At 70.8% G+C, this 15,069-nt stretch carries 12 protein-coding genes and 1 riboswitch; of the genes, 7 read left to right on the forward strand and 5 right to left on the reverse strand.

The genetic code is table 11. From position 1 onward, the window contains the following. Positions 1-9: 9 nt before the first annotated feature. Positions 10-426: a DUF3017 domain-containing protein gene (locus TR48_RS09530; protein WP_042365594.1), complete on the forward strand. Its 417-nt coding sequence runs from the start codon at positions 10-12 to the stop codon at positions 424-426. 204 nt (positions 427-630) lie between these two features. Further along, positions 631-1,620, forward strand: coding sequence for a malate dehydrogenase (locus tag TR48_RS09535; RefSeq protein ID WP_042365535.1), 990 nt, complete (start codon positions 631-633; stop codon positions 1,618-1,620). Here TR48_RS09535 and TR48_RS09545 read toward each other — a convergent pair. Next, complete coding sequence (locus TR48_RS09545) at positions 1,613-2,050, reverse strand: hypothetical protein (RefSeq protein ID WP_052442525.1); 438 nt, start codon at positions 2,048-2,050, stop codon at positions 1,613-1,615. The genes TR48_RS09535 and TR48_RS09545 overlap by 8 nt on opposite strands. A 26-nt stretch (positions 2,051-2,076) precedes the next feature. Beyond that, positions 2,077-2,166, forward strand: a riboswitch (ZMP/ZTP riboswitch). Positions 2,167-2,223: 57 nt separating this feature from the next. Between TR48_RS09545 and glyA the strand changes: the two genes are divergently transcribed. After that, on the forward strand, positions 2,224-3,477 hold the full coding sequence (gene glyA / locus TR48_RS09550) for a serine hydroxymethyltransferase (RefSeq protein ID WP_042365536.1): 1,254 nt from the start codon (positions 2,224-2,226) through the stop codon (positions 3,475-3,477). 52 nt (positions 3,478-3,529) lie between these two features. Next, positions 3,530-4,822 (forward strand): hemolysin family protein, encoded by a 1,293-nt coding sequence (locus tag TR48_RS09555; protein WP_042365537.1) that lies wholly within the window; start codon positions 3,530-3,532, stop codon positions 4,820-4,822. 54 nt (positions 4,823-4,876) lie between these two features. Here the strand turns inward: TR48_RS09555 and TR48_RS09560 are convergent, their stop codons facing one another. Next, the gene (locus TR48_RS09560; protein ID WP_052442526.1) at positions 4,877-6,259 is read right to left on the reverse strand and encodes a glycosyltransferase family 2 protein; all 1,383 of its coding nucleotides are present in this window, start codon (positions 6,257-6,259) and stop codon (positions 4,877-4,879) included. 156 nt (positions 6,260-6,415) lie between these two features. Here TR48_RS09560 and trpS point away from each other — a divergent pair, with 156 nt between their 5' ends. Genes trpS through TR48_RS09575 form a run of 3 tightly spaced genes read left to right on the forward strand, consistent with a single transcriptional unit; the run spans position 6,416 to position 10,255 of the window. Next, positions 6,416-7,432 (forward strand): tryptophan--tRNA ligase, encoded by a 1,017-nt coding sequence (gene trpS / locus TR48_RS09565; RefSeq protein ID WP_268873568.1) that lies wholly within the window; start codon positions 6,416-6,418, stop codon positions 7,430-7,432. Between the two features lie 2 nt (positions 7,433-7,434). Further along, positions 7,435-8,019, forward strand: coding sequence for a 2'-5' RNA ligase family protein (locus TR48_RS09570; RefSeq protein ID WP_042365538.1), 585 nt, complete (start codon positions 7,435-7,437; stop codon positions 8,017-8,019). Between the two features lie 52 nt (positions 8,020-8,071). Further along, positions 8,072-10,255 carry a bifunctional glycosyltransferase/CDP-glycerol:glycerophosphate glycerophosphotransferase gene (locus TR48_RS09575; protein ID WP_042365539.1) on the forward strand — a complete coding sequence of 728 codons (2,184 nt, stop codon included), beginning with the start codon at positions 8,072-8,074 and terminating at the stop codon, positions 10,253-10,255. Between the two features lie 53 nt (positions 10,256-10,308). On the opposite strand, the gene TR48_RS09580 is transcribed toward TR48_RS09575, so the two are convergent. The 3 genes from TR48_RS09580 to TR48_RS09590 all read right to left on the reverse strand — a co-directional run. Then, positions 10,309-11,475, reverse strand: a complete 1,167-nt coding sequence (locus TR48_RS09580; protein WP_042365541.1) for a glycosyltransferase — start codon at positions 11,473-11,475, stop codon at positions 10,309-10,311. Next, entirely contained in the window at positions 11,472-14,357 is a 2,886-nt protein-coding gene (locus TR48_RS09585) for a bifunctional glycosyltransferase/CDP-glycerol:glycerophosphate glycerophosphotransferase (RefSeq protein WP_042365542.1), read from the reverse strand. The genes TR48_RS09580 and TR48_RS09585 overlap by 4 nt, the downstream gene beginning before the upstream one ends. Before the next feature lie 206 nt (positions 14,358-14,563). Further along, positions 14,564-15,069 (reverse strand): TylF/MycF/NovP-related O-methyltransferase (locus tag TR48_RS09590; RefSeq protein WP_042365543.1); only part of this gene is annotated, 506 nt, incomplete at its 5' end.

A 15,069-nucleotide genomic window follows, 5' to 3' on the forward strand; every position in this document is an offset into this window, starting at 1 on the left:
GCCGACGAGATGGCGCGCAAACCGAAGGCGCAGCAGCGGCCGCCGGTGACGACCACGGGGACGTTCCGTCCCGAGGGCGGCTCCGCCGCGGCCGGGCGGGACCGGCCGGTGCCGGTGCGGCAGTGGCCGATCGTGGTGGTGCTGACCGTCGTGGGCGTCGGGCTGCTGGTGACCGCGCTGGACGCGTGGCGCGCCGGGATCGTCACGGTCGGCGTCGGGCTGCTGATCGGCGCGGTGCTGCGGGCGGTCATGCCGGAGGTCGGGATGCTCGCGGTGCGCAGCCGGTTCACGGACATCGTGGTGATGGGCGTGCTGGGTCTGGTCATCGTCGTACTCGCGCTCGCGTCGCTCCCCGATCCGGTGATCCACCTGCCGTTCGTGGGGCGTCTGGGCAGCATGGTTCACAGCGACGGCGGCGGCGACTGAGGGTTCGCACCCTTGGCCCGACGGGCCTGGTCATACCGCTGTGAGCTGGGCTGATGCCGGTTCGGCAGAACCGTGTCGGAAACGTGACGAAGGACTCCCGAGGGCGTGGCGAGGCCACGCCCTCGGCCGGGTCCTGTTGCGATAGCCTGACGCTGGTTCTCTCGATGTCGAGAGACGCGTCGGCGACAGCTGGAGAAGGTAGAAATGACCCGCACCCCCGTCAATGTCACCGTGACCGGCGCGGCCGGCCAGATCGGCTACGCGCTGCTGTTCCGCATCGCCTCCGGCCACCTGCTGGGCGCGGACGTGCCGGTGAAGCTGCGTCTGCTGGAGATCCCGCAGGGCGTCAAGGCCGCCGAGGGCACCGCCATGGAGCTCGACGACTGCGCCTTCCCGCTGCTCAAGGGCATCGACATCTTCGACGACCCGAACGCCGCGTTCGCCGGCGCCAACGTCGGCCTGCTGGTCGGCGCCCGTCCGCGCACCGCGGGCATGGAGCGCGGCGACCTGCTCTCCGCCAACGGCGGCATCTTCGGCCCGCAGGGCAAGGCCATCAACGACAACGCCGCGGACGACATCCGCGTGCTGGTCGTCGGCAACCCGGCCAACACCAACGCGCTGATCGCCCAGAACCACGCCCCGGACGTCCCGGCCGACCGCTTCACCGCGATGACCCGCCTGGACCACAACCGCGCCATCGCCCAGCTGGCCAAGAAGCTCGGCGTGGGCGTCGACGACGTCAAGCGCCTGACCATCTGGGGCAACCACTCCGCCACCCAGTACCCGGACATCTTCCACGCCGAGGTCGCCGGCAAGAACGCCGCCGAGGCCGTCGCCGACGAGAAGTGGCTGGCCGAGGACTTCATCCCGACCGTCGCCAAGCGCGGCGCCGCCATCATCGACGCCCGTGGCGCCTCCTCCGCCGCCTCGGCCGCCAACGCCGCCATCGACCACGTCTTCACGTGGACCAACGGCACCGCCGAGGGCGACTGGACCTCCGCCGGTGTCGTCTCCGACGGCTCCTACGGCGTGCCGGAGGGCATCATCTCCTCCTTCCCGGTCACCGCGAAGAACGGCAAGTTCGAGATCGTCCAGGGCCTGGACATCAACGACTTCTCCCGCGCCCGCATCGACGCCTCCGTCCGGGAGCTCATCGAGGAGCGCGACGCGGTCAAGGAGCTCGGCCTCATCTGAGTCCGAGCCAGCGCTTCCTCCCGCGTCTCGAGGCCCGGCGGCTGATCGTCCGCCGGGCCTCCAGCGTTCCCACCGGCGTGCCGTGCCCGCTCGCGGGGCCCCGGCCGCCGCACCACCACACCTTCGCCCCGTCCTCCTCGCGCAGCCGGGGGTGCAGGCCGAGCCCGTGCTCGGGGCAGACCGGCCAGGTGCGCCACAGGTGCTCCACCGCGGACTCCTGCGCCGCGTCGGCGACCTCGGGCAGCCCGGCCTCCTCCCGCAGCGGACTGCCCTGCGCACCCCAGGACCGGAAGCCGACGAAGACCCCGTACGCGTCCAGCAGCGGCGCGAAGGGCTCCGCCTCCGGCTCGGTCGCGGCCAGGTCCCGGCTGAGCAGCGCCAGCGCGTCGTGCCACTCGGGGCAGAAGTCTCGGTCCGTGAGCGTCTCCACGGGCGCACGCCAGCGTCCCGTAGGCTGACGTGTGCCGCGACTGGCGCACGGGGAGGGAACCCCGAGGAAGCGGCGAGGGCACCACCGCCGGACTGCCGTACGCCTGGGCAGCCGGGTCGGACTGGACTACGACGGACGTAGAGCCAGTGAGAGACCCGGAGGAGAGTGCTGCCATGTCTCGTCTCGCCGTCACCGATCCCGAGATCGCCGCGCTGGTCGTCGCCGAGGAGCAACTCCAGGCCGACACGCTGCGCCTGATCCCCAGTGAGAACTACGTCTCGCACGCCGTGCTGGAGGCGACCGGCACCGTCCTGCAGAACAAGTACTCCGAGGGCTACCCCGGCAAGCGCTACTACGAGGGCCAGCAGAACATCGACCAGGTCGAGACGCTGGCGATCGAGCGCGCCAAGGCGCTGTTCGCGATGGACCACGCCAACGTCCAGCCGTACTCGGGTTCGCCCGCCAACCTCGCCGTCTACCTGGCGTTCCTCCAGCCCGGCGACACCGTGATGGGCATGGCGCTGCCCATGGGCGGCCACCTCACGCACGGCTGGGGCGTCTCCGCGACGGGCGCCTGGTTCCGCGGCGTGCAGTACGGCGTCGAGAAGGAGACCGGCCGCATCGACCTCGACAAGGTGCGCGACCTGGCACTCGCCGAGCGGCCCAAGCTGATCTTCTGCGGCGGCACGGCCGTGCCGCGCACCATCGACTTCGCCGGGTTCGCCGAGATCGCCCGCGAGGTGGGCGCGGTGCTGGTCGCGGACGTGGCCCACATCGCCGGCCTGATCGCCGGGGGCGCGCACCCCTCCCCGGCCGGTCACGCCGACGTCGTGTCCACCACCACCCACAAGACGCTGCGCGGCCCGCGCGGCGCGATGCTGCTCTCCACCGCCGAGCACGCCAGGGCGATCGACCGCGCCGTCTTCCCCGGCCTGCAGGGCGGCCCGCACAACCACACCACCGCGGCGATCGCCGTCGCGCTGAAGGAGGCGGCCGGCGAGGACTTCCGCGTCTACGCCCGCCAGGTGGTCGCCAACGCGCGGACGCTCGGCGAGGAGCTGGCCGCGCGCGGCTTCGACCTGGTCTCCGGCGGCACCGACAACCACCTGCTGCTGATCGACCTCGCCGGCAAGGACGTCCCCGGCAAGGTCGCCGCGAAGGCGCTGGACAGCGCGGGCATCGTGGTGAACTACAACACCGTCCCCTACGACACCCGCAAGCCGTTCGACCCGTCCGGCATCCGCATCGGCACGCCCGCGCTGACCTCGCGCGGCATCCCGGCGAGCGAGATGGCGCGGGTGGCGGAGTGGATCGACCTGGTCGTGGGCGCGGCGAGGACGGGCGACGAGGCGACGGTCGCCAAGGTCCGCGCCGACGTCAAGGCGCTGACGGACGCCTACCCCGCGCCGGGACTGCCCGTCCGGTAGACGGCCGGACGGGGCGGCGGGCGCGCGGCTCGGGGGTCCCTAGACTGGCCCGGTGAGCGAGACGTTGCGCGATGCCGGACTGGTCCTTCTCTTCATCGTGATCGGCGGGATCTTCAACATCGCGGAGATCTCGCTGATCTCCCTTCGGGAGGGCCAGATCCGCGCTCTCGCCGAGCGCGGCACCAAGCGGGCGACGCGGGCCGCGCACCTGGCCGCCGACCCGAACCGCTTCCTCGCGTCGGTCCAGGTCGGCGTCACCTGCATGGGCTTCCTCTCGGCGGCGTTCGGCGCGGACACCCTCGCCAAGAAGCTCTCCCCGGTCTTCGTCGGCTGGGGCATGGACAGCGGCGTCGCCGACACCCTCGCGCTGGTCCTGCTCACGCTCCTGATCTCGTACGTCTCCCTGGTGCTCGGCGAGCTCACCCCCAAGCGGATCGGGTTGCAGCGCGCGGAGTCGATCGCGCTGACGGCCGCGCCGCTCGTGGACGTCATCTCGCGGGTGCTGCGCCCGGTCATCTGGCTGCTGTCGGTCTCCACCAACCTGATGGTCCGCCTGCTCGGCGGCGATCCGCAGGCCGGTCGCAACGCGATGAGCTCCGAGGAGCTGCGCGGCCTGGTGGCCGCGAGCACCGAGCTGGGCTCGGACGAACGCCAGCTGATCGGCGAGGTCTTCGCGGCGGGCGAGCGCCAGCTGCGCGAGGTCATGGTCCCGCGCACGGAGGTCACCTTCCTCGACGCCTCCCGCTCCGTCGCGGAGGTCCGCGACGAGGTGCGGGCGTACCCCCATTCGCGCTACCCGGTCGTGGACGGCTCCTACGACCTCGTGGTCGGCTTCGTCCACGTCCGCGACCTGTACCGGGCCGACGCCGTCGGCGCCGTGCGCGACATCGCCCGCCCGGTGAAGCTGCTGCCCGCGACCAAGCGCGTGCTGCCGTCCATGTCGGAGATGCGCCATGAGGGCCACCATCTGGCCATCGTGGTCGACGAGTACGGCGGCACGGCCGGCATCGTCACCCTGGAGGACCTCGTCGAGGAGGTCATCGGCGAGATCCGCGACGAGTACGACTCCCAGGAGCTGTCGACGACACGGCGCCTGGCCGGCGGCTCGATCGAGGTCGACGGCCTGCTGAACCTCTCCGACTTCGAGGAGGAGACGGGCGTCGAGCTCCCTGAGGGCCCGTACGAGACGGTGGCGGGCTACGTGGTCGCGGAACTCGGCCGCCTCCCGTTGGAGGGCGACCGCATCACCACCCCCGACGGCTACGTGCTGGAGGTCGCCCGCCTCGACGGCCGCCGCGTCGACCGCGTCCGGGTGACCGCGCCCCCGCAGGCGCCCGCGGAGTAGCCCGAAGGCGACCGGCCGGGGCAGGACCCCGCCGGTGCGCTTCGCAGCGGGATTTCAGCGGGTCCCCAACAGGCGGGTGAGCCGCAGCCGCAGGACCCGTCGCACGCTGATCCGGGCGGACCAGACCTCCAACTCGCCGCCCGGGCCCGCCTTCGGGGTGAGCCGGTACCAGCGGCCGCCGTGCCGGACCCTGCGCTGGGGCAGGTCCGCCCCGGGCGTGATCCGGCCCGGAACGCTGCGGCCCGCGCAACTCGCCTCCAGACGCAGCGTGCTGCGCTGGCGGGGCAGCAGGTCCCGCAGCGGGATGACCGTCTCGTCGTCCGAGGCGACATGGCCGACGGCGTCCGAGAGCCAGGTCACCGGCGCGGACACGAGCCCGGGAAGCGCACGGGAGGTCTGAACCCGCAGGCCCTCCGCAGACCAGGACGCCGTCGCCGTGACCGGTTCCGGCAGTTCGCCGTGGTCGCACTCGTGACGCACAAGTTCGGTCAACTCCTCGGTGAGCCCGTGCTGCAGGCAGTGCAGCCGGAGCCGCTGGGGCTCGGTGCAGCGGGCCCGGATCGCTTCGGTCAGGTGGGTGCGCACGAGTTCGCCCGCCGCGGCGACCAACTGCGCCCGCTCCTCCGGGGCCAGCAGCAGGAACTCGCGCCCGAAGAGGTTGACCACGTCGCTGCGGATGTAGCGGTCGTTCACCTCGTCGCGCACCGGTCCCGGGGTCGTGTACCGGAGGACGACGGCCACGCCCGCCGCGGTGCCGCGCAGGCGGTCGGCGAGACGGGCGGTGGTGGTGATGTTGCTGCGGTCGTCGCGCGCCAGCAGGTAGTAGTAGTCGTAGTCCGCCAGGACGGAGACGCGGCGGGCGTGGAAGAAGGCCGCGAGGACGAACGGCGTGTCGCTGTAGACGGGCAGGTCCTCGGGAAAGCGCAGGCCGTGACGTTCCAGCAGCTCGCGGCGGAACAGCTTGGCGGGGGAGAGGGACCACGCCAGAGCGCAGCCGGGGAAGCGGACGTCCTCGACGGTCTCGCGGAACAGCTCCGGGGAGACCCACCGTCCGTTCACGCCCACGACGCGGCCGACGACCACGTCCGAGCCGAGCCGGTCCGCGGCCGCGGTGAGGCGGGCCAGCGCCTCCTCACCCAGCCGGTCGTCGGAGTCGAGGAAGTAGACGTAGCGGCCGCGGGCCTCGCGGAGCGCGGCGTTGCGGGCGCGGGCCGGGCCGCCGCGCTCCGGCAGGGCGATCACCCGCACCGCCTCGGGCCAGGAAGCGGCGAGCGTCCGCAACTGCTCGGCGCTGCCGTCGGTGGAGCCGTCGTCGACGGCGAGGACCTCCAGCTCGCCGCAGGCGAGGGTCTGCGCCCGCAGGGAGGCGAACCACTGGCCGAGGTACTCCCGCGTGTCGTGAACGGGTGTGATCACCGTCACCAGGGGTGGCGTCATCGGTGGGACCCTCCGGCTTCGTCACTGGTCCATCACGGTGAACAACGCGCCGCACCGGGCGGAGGTGGCGGACGCACAGGTGTCCGAGCGGGTCAGCGGGCGTCCGGCCCGTGGAGTGGCGCGAAAGATCGCCTACGCACCTGCGAGAATGAGCCCATGGCCAACGACCGTCTCCGCGTGCTCTCGGGCATCCAGCCCACGTCCGGCTCCTTCCACCTGGGGAACTACCTCGGCGCGGTGCGCCAGTGGGTGTCCCTGCAGGAGACGCACGACGCGTTCTACATGGTCGTGGACCTGCACGCGATCACGGTCGCGCAGGACCCGGCCGTGCTGCGGCAGAACACCCGCGTCTCGGTCGCGCAGCTGCTCGGCGTGGGGCTCGATCCGGAGCGGTGCACGCTCTTCGTCCAGTCGCACGTGCCGGAGCACGCACAGCTGGCCTGGGTGATGAACTGCCTCACCGGTTTCGGCGAGGCCTCGCGGATGACGCAGTTCAAGGACAAGTCCGCCCGGCACGGCGCCGACTCCACCACGGTCGGCCTGTTCACCTATCCGATCCTCCAGGTCGCCGACATCCTGCTCTACCAGGCGGATCAGGTGCCGGTCGGCGAGGACCAGCGCCAGCACGTCGAGCTGACCCGGGATCTGGCCGAGCGCTTCAACAGCCGGTTCGGGCAGACCTTCACCGTGCCGAAGCCGTACATCCCCAAGGAGACGGCCAAGATCTTCGACCTGCAGGACCCGGCGGTGAAGATGAGCAAGTCCGCCTCCTCGCCCAAGGGCCTGGTCAGCCTGCTGGACGACATCAAGGCCAGCGCCAAGAAGTTCAAGAGCGCCGTCACCGACACCGACACGGTCATCGCCTTCGACGAGAAGGCCAAGCCGGGCGTCTCCAACCTGCTGTCCATCTACTCGGCGATCAGCGGCCGCCCGATCCCGGAGCTGGTGGAGCACTTCGAGGGCAAGATGTACGGCGCGCTCAAGACCGAGCTGGCCGACTACTACACGGAGTGGGTCGCCCCGATCCAGGAGCGCACCCGCACCTACCTGGACGACCCGGCGGAGCTGGACAAGGTGCTGGCGCGCGGCGCGGAGAAGGCCCGGGCCGTCGCCGCGCCGACGCTCGCCGCGGCCTACGAACGGATCGGCTTCCTGCCCCCGGTGGCGCTCTGAGCATGGCGAACGATGGGGTCATAGGTCGCGGCGGCGTCCTGATCGGGGTCTCCCTCACGGTGCCCGAGCCGTACGGCTCGCTGATCCAGGACGCGCGCGCCGGTTACGGCGACACGCGGGCGCACGGCATACCCACGCACGTGACGCTGCTGCCGCCCACCGAGGTCCCGCTCTCGGCGCTGCCCGACGTGGACGCCCATCTCGCCCGCGCCGCCGCGGACCACCGGCCCTTCCGGGTGACCCTGCGCGGCACCGGCACCTTCCGGCCGGTGTCGCAGGTGGTCTTCGTGCAGTTGGAGCAGGGCGTTCGGGAGTGCGTGGCGCTGGAGGCGTCAGTCCGCTCCGGTCCGCTCGCCCGGGAGCTGGCCTTCCCGTACCACCCGCACGTCACCGTCGCCCACGACCTGCCGGCGGAGGCGCTGGACCGCGCCTTCGCCGACCTGCGCGGTTTCGAGGCCGGGTTCCCCGTGGAGGGCTTCAGCCTGCACCGCTTCAGCACGGACGACGAGGCGTGGCGTCCGCTGCGCCGCTACGGCTTCCCGGGGGCCGCCCCGGCGCCGGGAAGAGCGTCGGCGACCGGGTGCTGAACAGGCGGTGAGCGTGCGGTGGCCGCCCCCCGGAGTAGTAGGGTCGGGAACCGTGCCCAGGTTCAGCGTCATCGTCCCCGCGTTCAACGTCCAGGCCTTCCTCGGCGAGTGCCTGGAGTCCGTGCTCGACCAGTCCTTCAGCGACTTCGAGCTGATCGGTGTGGACGACGCCTCGCCCGACGGGTCGGGGCGGATCTTCGACGAGTTCGCGGAGCGGGACGCGCGGGTGCGGGTGCTGCACCTGGCCGAGAACGTCGGGCTGGGCCGCGCCCGCAACGCGGGCCTGGGGGTCGCCACCGGCGACTACCTGATCTTCCTGGACAGCGACGACACGCTGACCCCCGGCTCGCTGCGGGCGATCGCCGACCGCCTCGACGCGACCGGCGACCCCGACATCCTGGTCTTCGACTACGCCCGCACCTTCTGGGACGGCCGGGTGGTGCGCAACCAGGACGCGGCGATGCTGCGCGAGTGCCACGCCAAGCCGGAGGAGTTCGGCACCGCGGAGCGCGAGCAGCTGCTGCGGATGCTGATGGTGGTCTGGAACAAGGCGTTCAAGCGGGAGTTCGTCCAGCGCAACGACTTCACCTTCCCGCCCGGGTACTACGAGGACACCCCCTGGACCTACCCGACCACGCTGGCTGCCGAGTCCGTCGGCCTGCTCGACCGGGTCGTCATCCACTACCGGCAGCGCCGGATGGGCGGCAACATCCTGGCCACCACCTCGCGCAAGCACTTCGACATCTTCGACCAGTACGACCGGGTCTTCGCCTTCGTCGACGCGCACCCCGAGCTGCACTCCTGGCGGCCCTTCCTGCACCGCCGCATGGTCGAGCACCTGCGCGCGATCGGCTCGCACCCGGACCGGGTGCCGATGGGTGACCGCCGCGAGTTCTTCGCGAAGGCCGCCGAGGCGGAGCGGCGCCACCGGCCCGAAGGCGCGGCGGCGATCGAGGTCACCATGCCGTTCAAGGCGGGTCCGGTCGGCGACGTGGTGCGGCGTGCGAAGAACCGCGCGGTCGCGGCGCAGCCCGGCGTGAAGCGCGCCATCGCGCGCCCGCTGATGGGCGGCTTCGCGCAGATGCAGCGCCAGCTGCCGATCGACGACAACCTGGCGGTCTTCGCCAGCTACTGGAACCGCGTCCCGGGCTGCAACCCCGCCGCGATCGAGGCGAAGCTGCGTGAACTGCGCCCTGAGACGCGCACGGTGTGGGTCGTCGAGGCGGGCCGGAAGAAGGACGTGCCGCCCGGCTACACCACGGTCGCGCCCGGCTCGCGCGGCTTCTGGGAGGCGATGTCGCGGGCCCGCTACCTGGTCAACAACGTCAACTTCCCCGACAGCGCGAAGAAGCGTCCCGGTTCGGTGCACCTGCAGACGCACCACGGCACGCCGGTCAAGAAGATGGGCCTCGACCTGCGCGACTACCCGGCGGCGGGCCTGACGATGGACTTCGACAGGCTGCTGGAGCGGATCGACCGCTGGGACTACAGCCTCAGCTCCAACCGCTTCTCGTCGCTGATCTGGGAGCGGGTCTACCCCTCGGAGTACCGCACCCTGGAGTTCGGCTACCCGCGCAACGACGTCTACGTGACGGCCGGCGCGGAGGAGGTGCGCGCGGCCCGTCGTGAACTGGGCATCCCGGAGGGCGCGAAGGCGCTGCTGTACGCGCCGACGATGCGGGACTACCGCGTCGGCTACGAGCCTCAGTTGGACGTGGCGAAGCTGGCCGCGCGGCTCGGCGAGGAGTTCGTCGTCCTGCACCGGGCGCACTACTCCTACGACTCGGCGCCCGGCGCCGCCGGCGCCCGGGTCGTCGACGTCTCCGGCCACCCCTCGATCGAGCGGCTGGCGCTGGCCGCGGACGCGTTGATCGTGGACTACTCGTCCCTGATGTTCGACTACGCCAACCTCGACCGCCCGATCGTCGTCTTCGCCGACGACTGGGACGTCTACCGGGAGACGCGCGGCGTCTACCTCGACCTGGTCTCCGGCAAGCCCGGAGAGACCCCGGGCGCGGTCGCCCGCACCGAGGCGGAGCTCGCGGACCTCTTCCGCACCGGCGCCTGGCAGAACGCCGAGTCGACCGCCCTGCGCCAGGCCTTCCGTGAGCGCTTCTGCGAGTTCGACGACGGCAGGGCCGCCGAACGCGTCGTGCGCACCGTCTTCCTCGGCGAGCAGACGCCGCTCCCGATCGTGCCGCTCGCCGACCGCACGCCTGCGCCCACTACGGCCTGAGGGGCGCGGGGTACCCCGCGCCCCGGATGGTGGAACTGCCCCTGGGGGTGCGCTTACCGCTCCAGGAGAGCGAACAGAGCTTCCCACTTCTCCAGGATCGTCTCCTTGGAGTAGCGGGCGACGTTGACCCGGGCCGCTTCGCCCATGCAGTCGCGCAGTTCCTGGCTCGACATCAGTCGGACCAGTTGCTTGGCGAGTTCCGCCGTGTTGCCCGGGGCGGCGAGGAGGCCGTCCTCGCCGTCGCGGATGATCTCGCGGACGCCGGGGGCGCAGTCGAAGGCGGCACACGGGACGGCGAAGGCCATGGCCTCCAGCAGCGCCAGCGGGAAGCCCTCCCCGCGGGAGGACTGGACGAAGACCGAGCTGTCGCGCAGCGCGCCCGGGACGTCGGAGGTCTGGCCCATCCACTCGACGGAGCCGTCCAGGCCCAACCGCGTGCACTGGGCGCGCAGTTCCGCCTCGTCCTCGCCCTTGCCGTAGAGCTTCAGCGTCCAGCCCGGCGCCTGCGGCGCGGCGACCGCCCAGGCGTCGAGGAGCATGTCGATGCCCTTCTGGTCGTCGAGGCGTCCGATGCAGGCGACCGTCTTGGTCTCCCGCCTGGACGGCTCGTCCGGCCACACCGGCAGGGGGTTGGGCATGAAGCCGACGTTGTTCAGCTTCTCCAGGATCCACAGATCGGCGTCCTCCTGCGTGAGCAGGAGCAGCCGGTCGGCCTCGGGGTAGTACTTCTTGACGCGGGCGAAGCGCGAGGAGTCCTGGGAGTACTCGTAGGACTCGTGGCTCATCCCGATGAGCGGGATGCTCCCGCGGTCGGCGAGGCGGACGAACTCCATCGCCCACACCTGCGTGACGATGATCATCGCGCCGGGCCGGGCCGCCGCGAACAGCGCGTCGAGCTTGGCCTTCATGCTGCGGATCGCGGCCTCGCGCTGCGAGTTGCGGGCGTAGCCGGAGACCTTGAAGCGCTGCTTGACACCGCGCGGGCTGAACACCGCCGGGATCTTGCCCGGGTGCAGCGTGGTGGTGGGGTAGGGCAGGTTCGGGCCGAGGTCGGCCGGGGTGTCGGTGTCGCAGATGCCGAGCACGTGCACGTGGTGCCCGCGCTCGGTCAGCATCCGGGCCATCTGGTGGGACCAGGTGGTGACACCGCCGAGCTCGTCGACGCTGTTGGAGATGATGAAGATGTCACGGCCGGTGGTCACGGCGGCGTTCGCGCTCATGCCTGCTCGCCCTTCGCTCGCGTGCCGGCCGCCGGGCCGAAGAACTTGTCCACGATCTGTGCGGCCGCACGGCCCTCGTCGTACTCGCCGAAGCGGGTGGCGAACGCGCCGCGCTTCTCCGCGAACTCGTCGGCGCCCTTGCGGAGCGCGTCGATCGCCTCGAAGAGCTGGTCCTGGGTCTCCACGAACGGGCCGGGGGCGGCCTCGCGCAGGTCGAAGTAGGTGCCGCGGGCGGCGCCCGCGTACTCCTCGTAGTCGTACGCGTAGAAGACCATCGGACGGTCCAGCAGCGCGTAGTCGAACATCACCGAGGAGTAGTCCGTCACCAGCGCGTCGGCGAGGCCGAGCAGAGGGGTGATGTCGGGGTAGTCGGTGACGTCGACGACCTTGCCCTTGAGCGTGCGCGGCACGGCCAGGCGCTGCATGTAGTGCGAGCGCACCATCAGCGTGGTGTCCTCGCCGAAGCGCTCGGCGAAGGCGACCGGGTCGAGCACCAGCTCGGGCGCCTTCTCCCGGAAGGTCGGCGCGTACAGCACGATGGTGCGGTCCGGGTCGATGCCCAGCTCCTTGGCCAGCGGGCCGCGTTCGCGCGTGCCGCTGCGCAGCTCCTCGGCGCGGGCGGCGACGAGGGCGTCGTTGCGCGGGTAACCGACGCGCAGCACTTTGGACTCGGGCAGCCGGTAGGCGCGCACCAGCGTGTCGACGTCGTGCTCGGTGCGGACCACGAAGTGGTCGAAGCGGTCGAGCGCGCGCTGGTACTCGTCCTGCTTGTGGCGCGGCAGCATGCGGTACTCGGCCATGTCGAAACCCATGCGCTTGAGCGCGGAGCCGTGCCAGGTCTGGACGTAGGTGGTCTCCGGGCGCTTGCGCAGCGCCAGCGGGAAGCCCTGGTTGTCGATCCAGTACTCCGCGCGGGCCAGCGCGTACAGGTACGGCCAGCTCCAGCGCCCGACCAGCTCGACGTCCTTGCCGGCCTTGGGGAAGCCCTTCGGGGGCTTGTCACCCTCGTAGGACCAGACGGCGTGGAACTTCAGGCCCCGGCGGCGCATCTCCTCGTAGATGGCGCGCGGGCTGTCGCTGTACTGCTTGCCCAGGTGGCTCTCGAAGACGACCAGGCCCTTCTTGACCGGCATCCGCGTCATCGCGCGGTGGTACCAGCGGATCTTGTTGGGTTGGTCGTTCAGGTCGCGGCGCGCCTGCAGCACGCGCTTGGCGGAGCGCTTCAGCGGCGTCCCGGCCGGGCCGCGCATCAGGTCGAACAGCAGACCGCGGCCCTTCCTCGCCGCGGTGCCGACGGCGCTGAGCTGGAACGCCAGGTGGCCGGGCTTGGAGACCTCGGGCCGGAGCCGGTCGGCCAGCAGGCGGGTGAGCCTGGGCCGGGCGGCGAAGTCGCCGTCCAGGTCCATCTGGTCCACCGACAGCGGCTGCCGGGTGCGCTGCTTGTCCACGCTCATGTTGAGCCACACATCCCAGATGGTGTCGACGAGGCCGAGCGGTCGCAGGGTCTTGGAGATGTCGAGCGTGGACTCCCACTCGATGTGGTCGCCCTGGTGGGTGAACGAGGTGACCGGGAAGCTGAAGGTCTGCAGGCCCTTGCGGCGGGCCTTGACCTCCAGCCGACCCGAGAGCTTCGCCTCAGGCGCGATCAGGGCCAGCGGGTTGACGGTCCGGCCGGTGATCTTCACAGCGTCGGCGCCCTGCGGCTCCCAGCCGGTCAGCTGCGAGCGCAGCACGGAATCGTTCAGGCTGCGCGCCTGGAAGCCCACCTCGGTGACGTCGAGCATCCGGCGTCCGGTCTCGTCCTCGAGGTGGTCGGCGCAGAAGTAGATCCGGCCGTTCCGCTCGACCAGCGGCATCGGGGTCTTGCGCGGATTGCGCAGCCAGTCGATGGCCGGGAGCAGGTTCGCCCAGTCTTCCTTGATCAGCAGGTAGGCGCAGACGCGCTGCACCGGCTGGCACTCGTCGAAGACGTCGAGCGGGATCGTCGCCAGGTAGTCGCGGGTCAGCTCCGCGAACCGGTGCTGCCACTCGGTGCTGTGCTGCGGGAACTCGCGCAGGTAGAGCGGGACGTCGTGCTTGAGGAACTTCAGGTCCTTGTGCCGCCGCAGCTTGGTCTGGCCCTTCTCGGCGAGCAGGGCGTCGATGCGGCGGTGGATCTCGATCCGGTCGGAGAAGTTGCGGATCTCGTCGCGCCGGTTGGTGATCGACTTCTCGGCCTTGGCGACGTTCTGCCGTATGTACCACTTGTAGACCTGATTGGGGATCAGGGCGATGCGGTCCGCGGCCAGGTAGGCCTGGGCGGAGTAGAGCAGGTCCTCGTAGAGCAGGCCCTTGACGAACGTCAGCTTGTTGTCGAGGAGGAAGTCGCGGCGGTAGCACATGTTCGTCGACAGGGTGTCGAAGACGAACAGGTCGGGGAGCTCGGCGATGTTCTCCAACACCTGGTGGCGCTGGTAGAGCCAGCGGTACCAGGGCTGTTCGCGCTGGGTGCGGGTGTCGATGTAGATCTGCGTGCTGAGGCCGGACACCAGCTCGGCGCCGGTGGCCTCGGCGGCCTCGACCATGTTCCGGCAGGCGTTGAGCTCCAGCTCGTCGTCGCTGTCCAGGTACATGACGTAGGTGCCGAGCGCCTCCACGATGCCGCGGTTGCGGGGCTCGCCGCAGCCCTTGGAGTTCTCCGGCAGCTGGAAGGCCCGCACCCGTTCCGGGTGCTGGGCCGCCAGCCGCTGCGCGACCTCGAAGCTGCCGTCTGTGCTGCAGTCGTCGACGATCACGGCCTCCACGTTGTGGAGGGTCTGGTCGAGTACGGACTGTACTGCTCGTGGAAGGCGCTCGGCGTCGTTGTAGACGATGACGATGACGCTGACGTCGGGCGTACTCAAGGGCTGATCTTGACCTGTTCGTGAGGGTGCCGATCCCCGATGACCGCGCGGCACACACGTTCGATTATGAGATTCCTTGCGGCTCATACCTTAATACATGCAAACGGCAGTCAACATGGGGGCGACATCGGACCGAACACCCTCAAGAACCAGCTGGGAACGCCAGGTAAGAAGAGCAAGAACGATGGGGGCGGGACGCCCCTGCGCTAGGGCTTGACCGCGATCCGGCCCTCGTCCATGCGCGTCAGCAGCAGCCGGGCGCCGGTCTCCTCCAGGAACTCGTCCACGGCCTGGCGCGAGCCCTGCCAGTAGCCGTAGTCGTCCAGCAGCAGCACGCCGCCCGGCACCAGGCGGTCGTAGAGGTGCTCCAGCTCGTGCTTGGTCGACGCGTACCAGTCGGTGTCCAGGCGCAGGATCGATATCTGCTCCGGGGCCTGCTCCGGGATGGTGTCCTCGACCTTGCCCTGAACGTAGTGCAGACGCTCCGAGGGGTAGTCGAGCCGGGAGAACCCGTCCTGGACGTCGTCGAGGGTCGCCAGGGCCCAGATCGGGCGGTCCTTGTCGTAGGCGGCGAGCAGATCGGCGGCGCTCCGGCCGTCGATGCGCTTGTCCTCCTCGGTCGGCTCGCTCATGCCCTCGAACGTGTCGAACAGGTAGAGCTCGCGGTCCTTCACGTCCAGCGACAGCAGCGTCCGGGCCACCGCCTGCATCG

This window comes from Streptacidiphilus neutrinimicus, assembly GCF_000787815.1.
GTDB lineage: Bacteria > Actinomycetota > Actinomycetes > Streptomycetales > Streptomycetaceae > Streptacidiphilus > Streptacidiphilus neutrinimicus.

Excerpts from the sequence above, each read along its gene's own strand:
- TR48_RS09530 (WP_042365594.1), top strand. The coding sequence starts at position 10 with ATGGCGCGCAAACCGAAGGCGCAGCAGCGGCCGCCGGTGACGACCACG.
- TR48_RS09535 (WP_042365535.1), top strand. The coding sequence starts at position 631 with ATGACCCGCACCCCCGTCAATGTCACCGTGACCGGCGCGGCCGGCCAG.
- glyA (WP_042365536.1), top strand. The coding sequence starts at position 2,224 with ATGTCTCGTCTCGCCGTCACCGATCCCGAGATCGCCGCGCTGGTCGTC.
- TR48_RS09560 (WP_052442526.1), bottom strand. The coding sequence starts at position 6,259 with ATGACGCCACCCCTGGTGACGGTGATCACACCCGTTCACGACACGCGG.
- trpS (WP_268873568.1), top strand. The coding sequence starts at position 6,416 with ATGGCCAACGACCGTCTCCGCGTGCTCTCGGGCATCCAGCCCACGTCC.
- TR48_RS09570 (WP_042365538.1), top strand. The coding sequence starts at position 7,435 with ATGGCGAACGATGGGGTCATAGGTCGCGGCGGCGTCCTGATCGGGGTC.
- TR48_RS09580 (WP_042365541.1), bottom strand. The coding sequence starts at position 11,475 with ATGAGCGCGAACGCCGCCGTGACCACCGGCCGTGACATCTTCATCATC.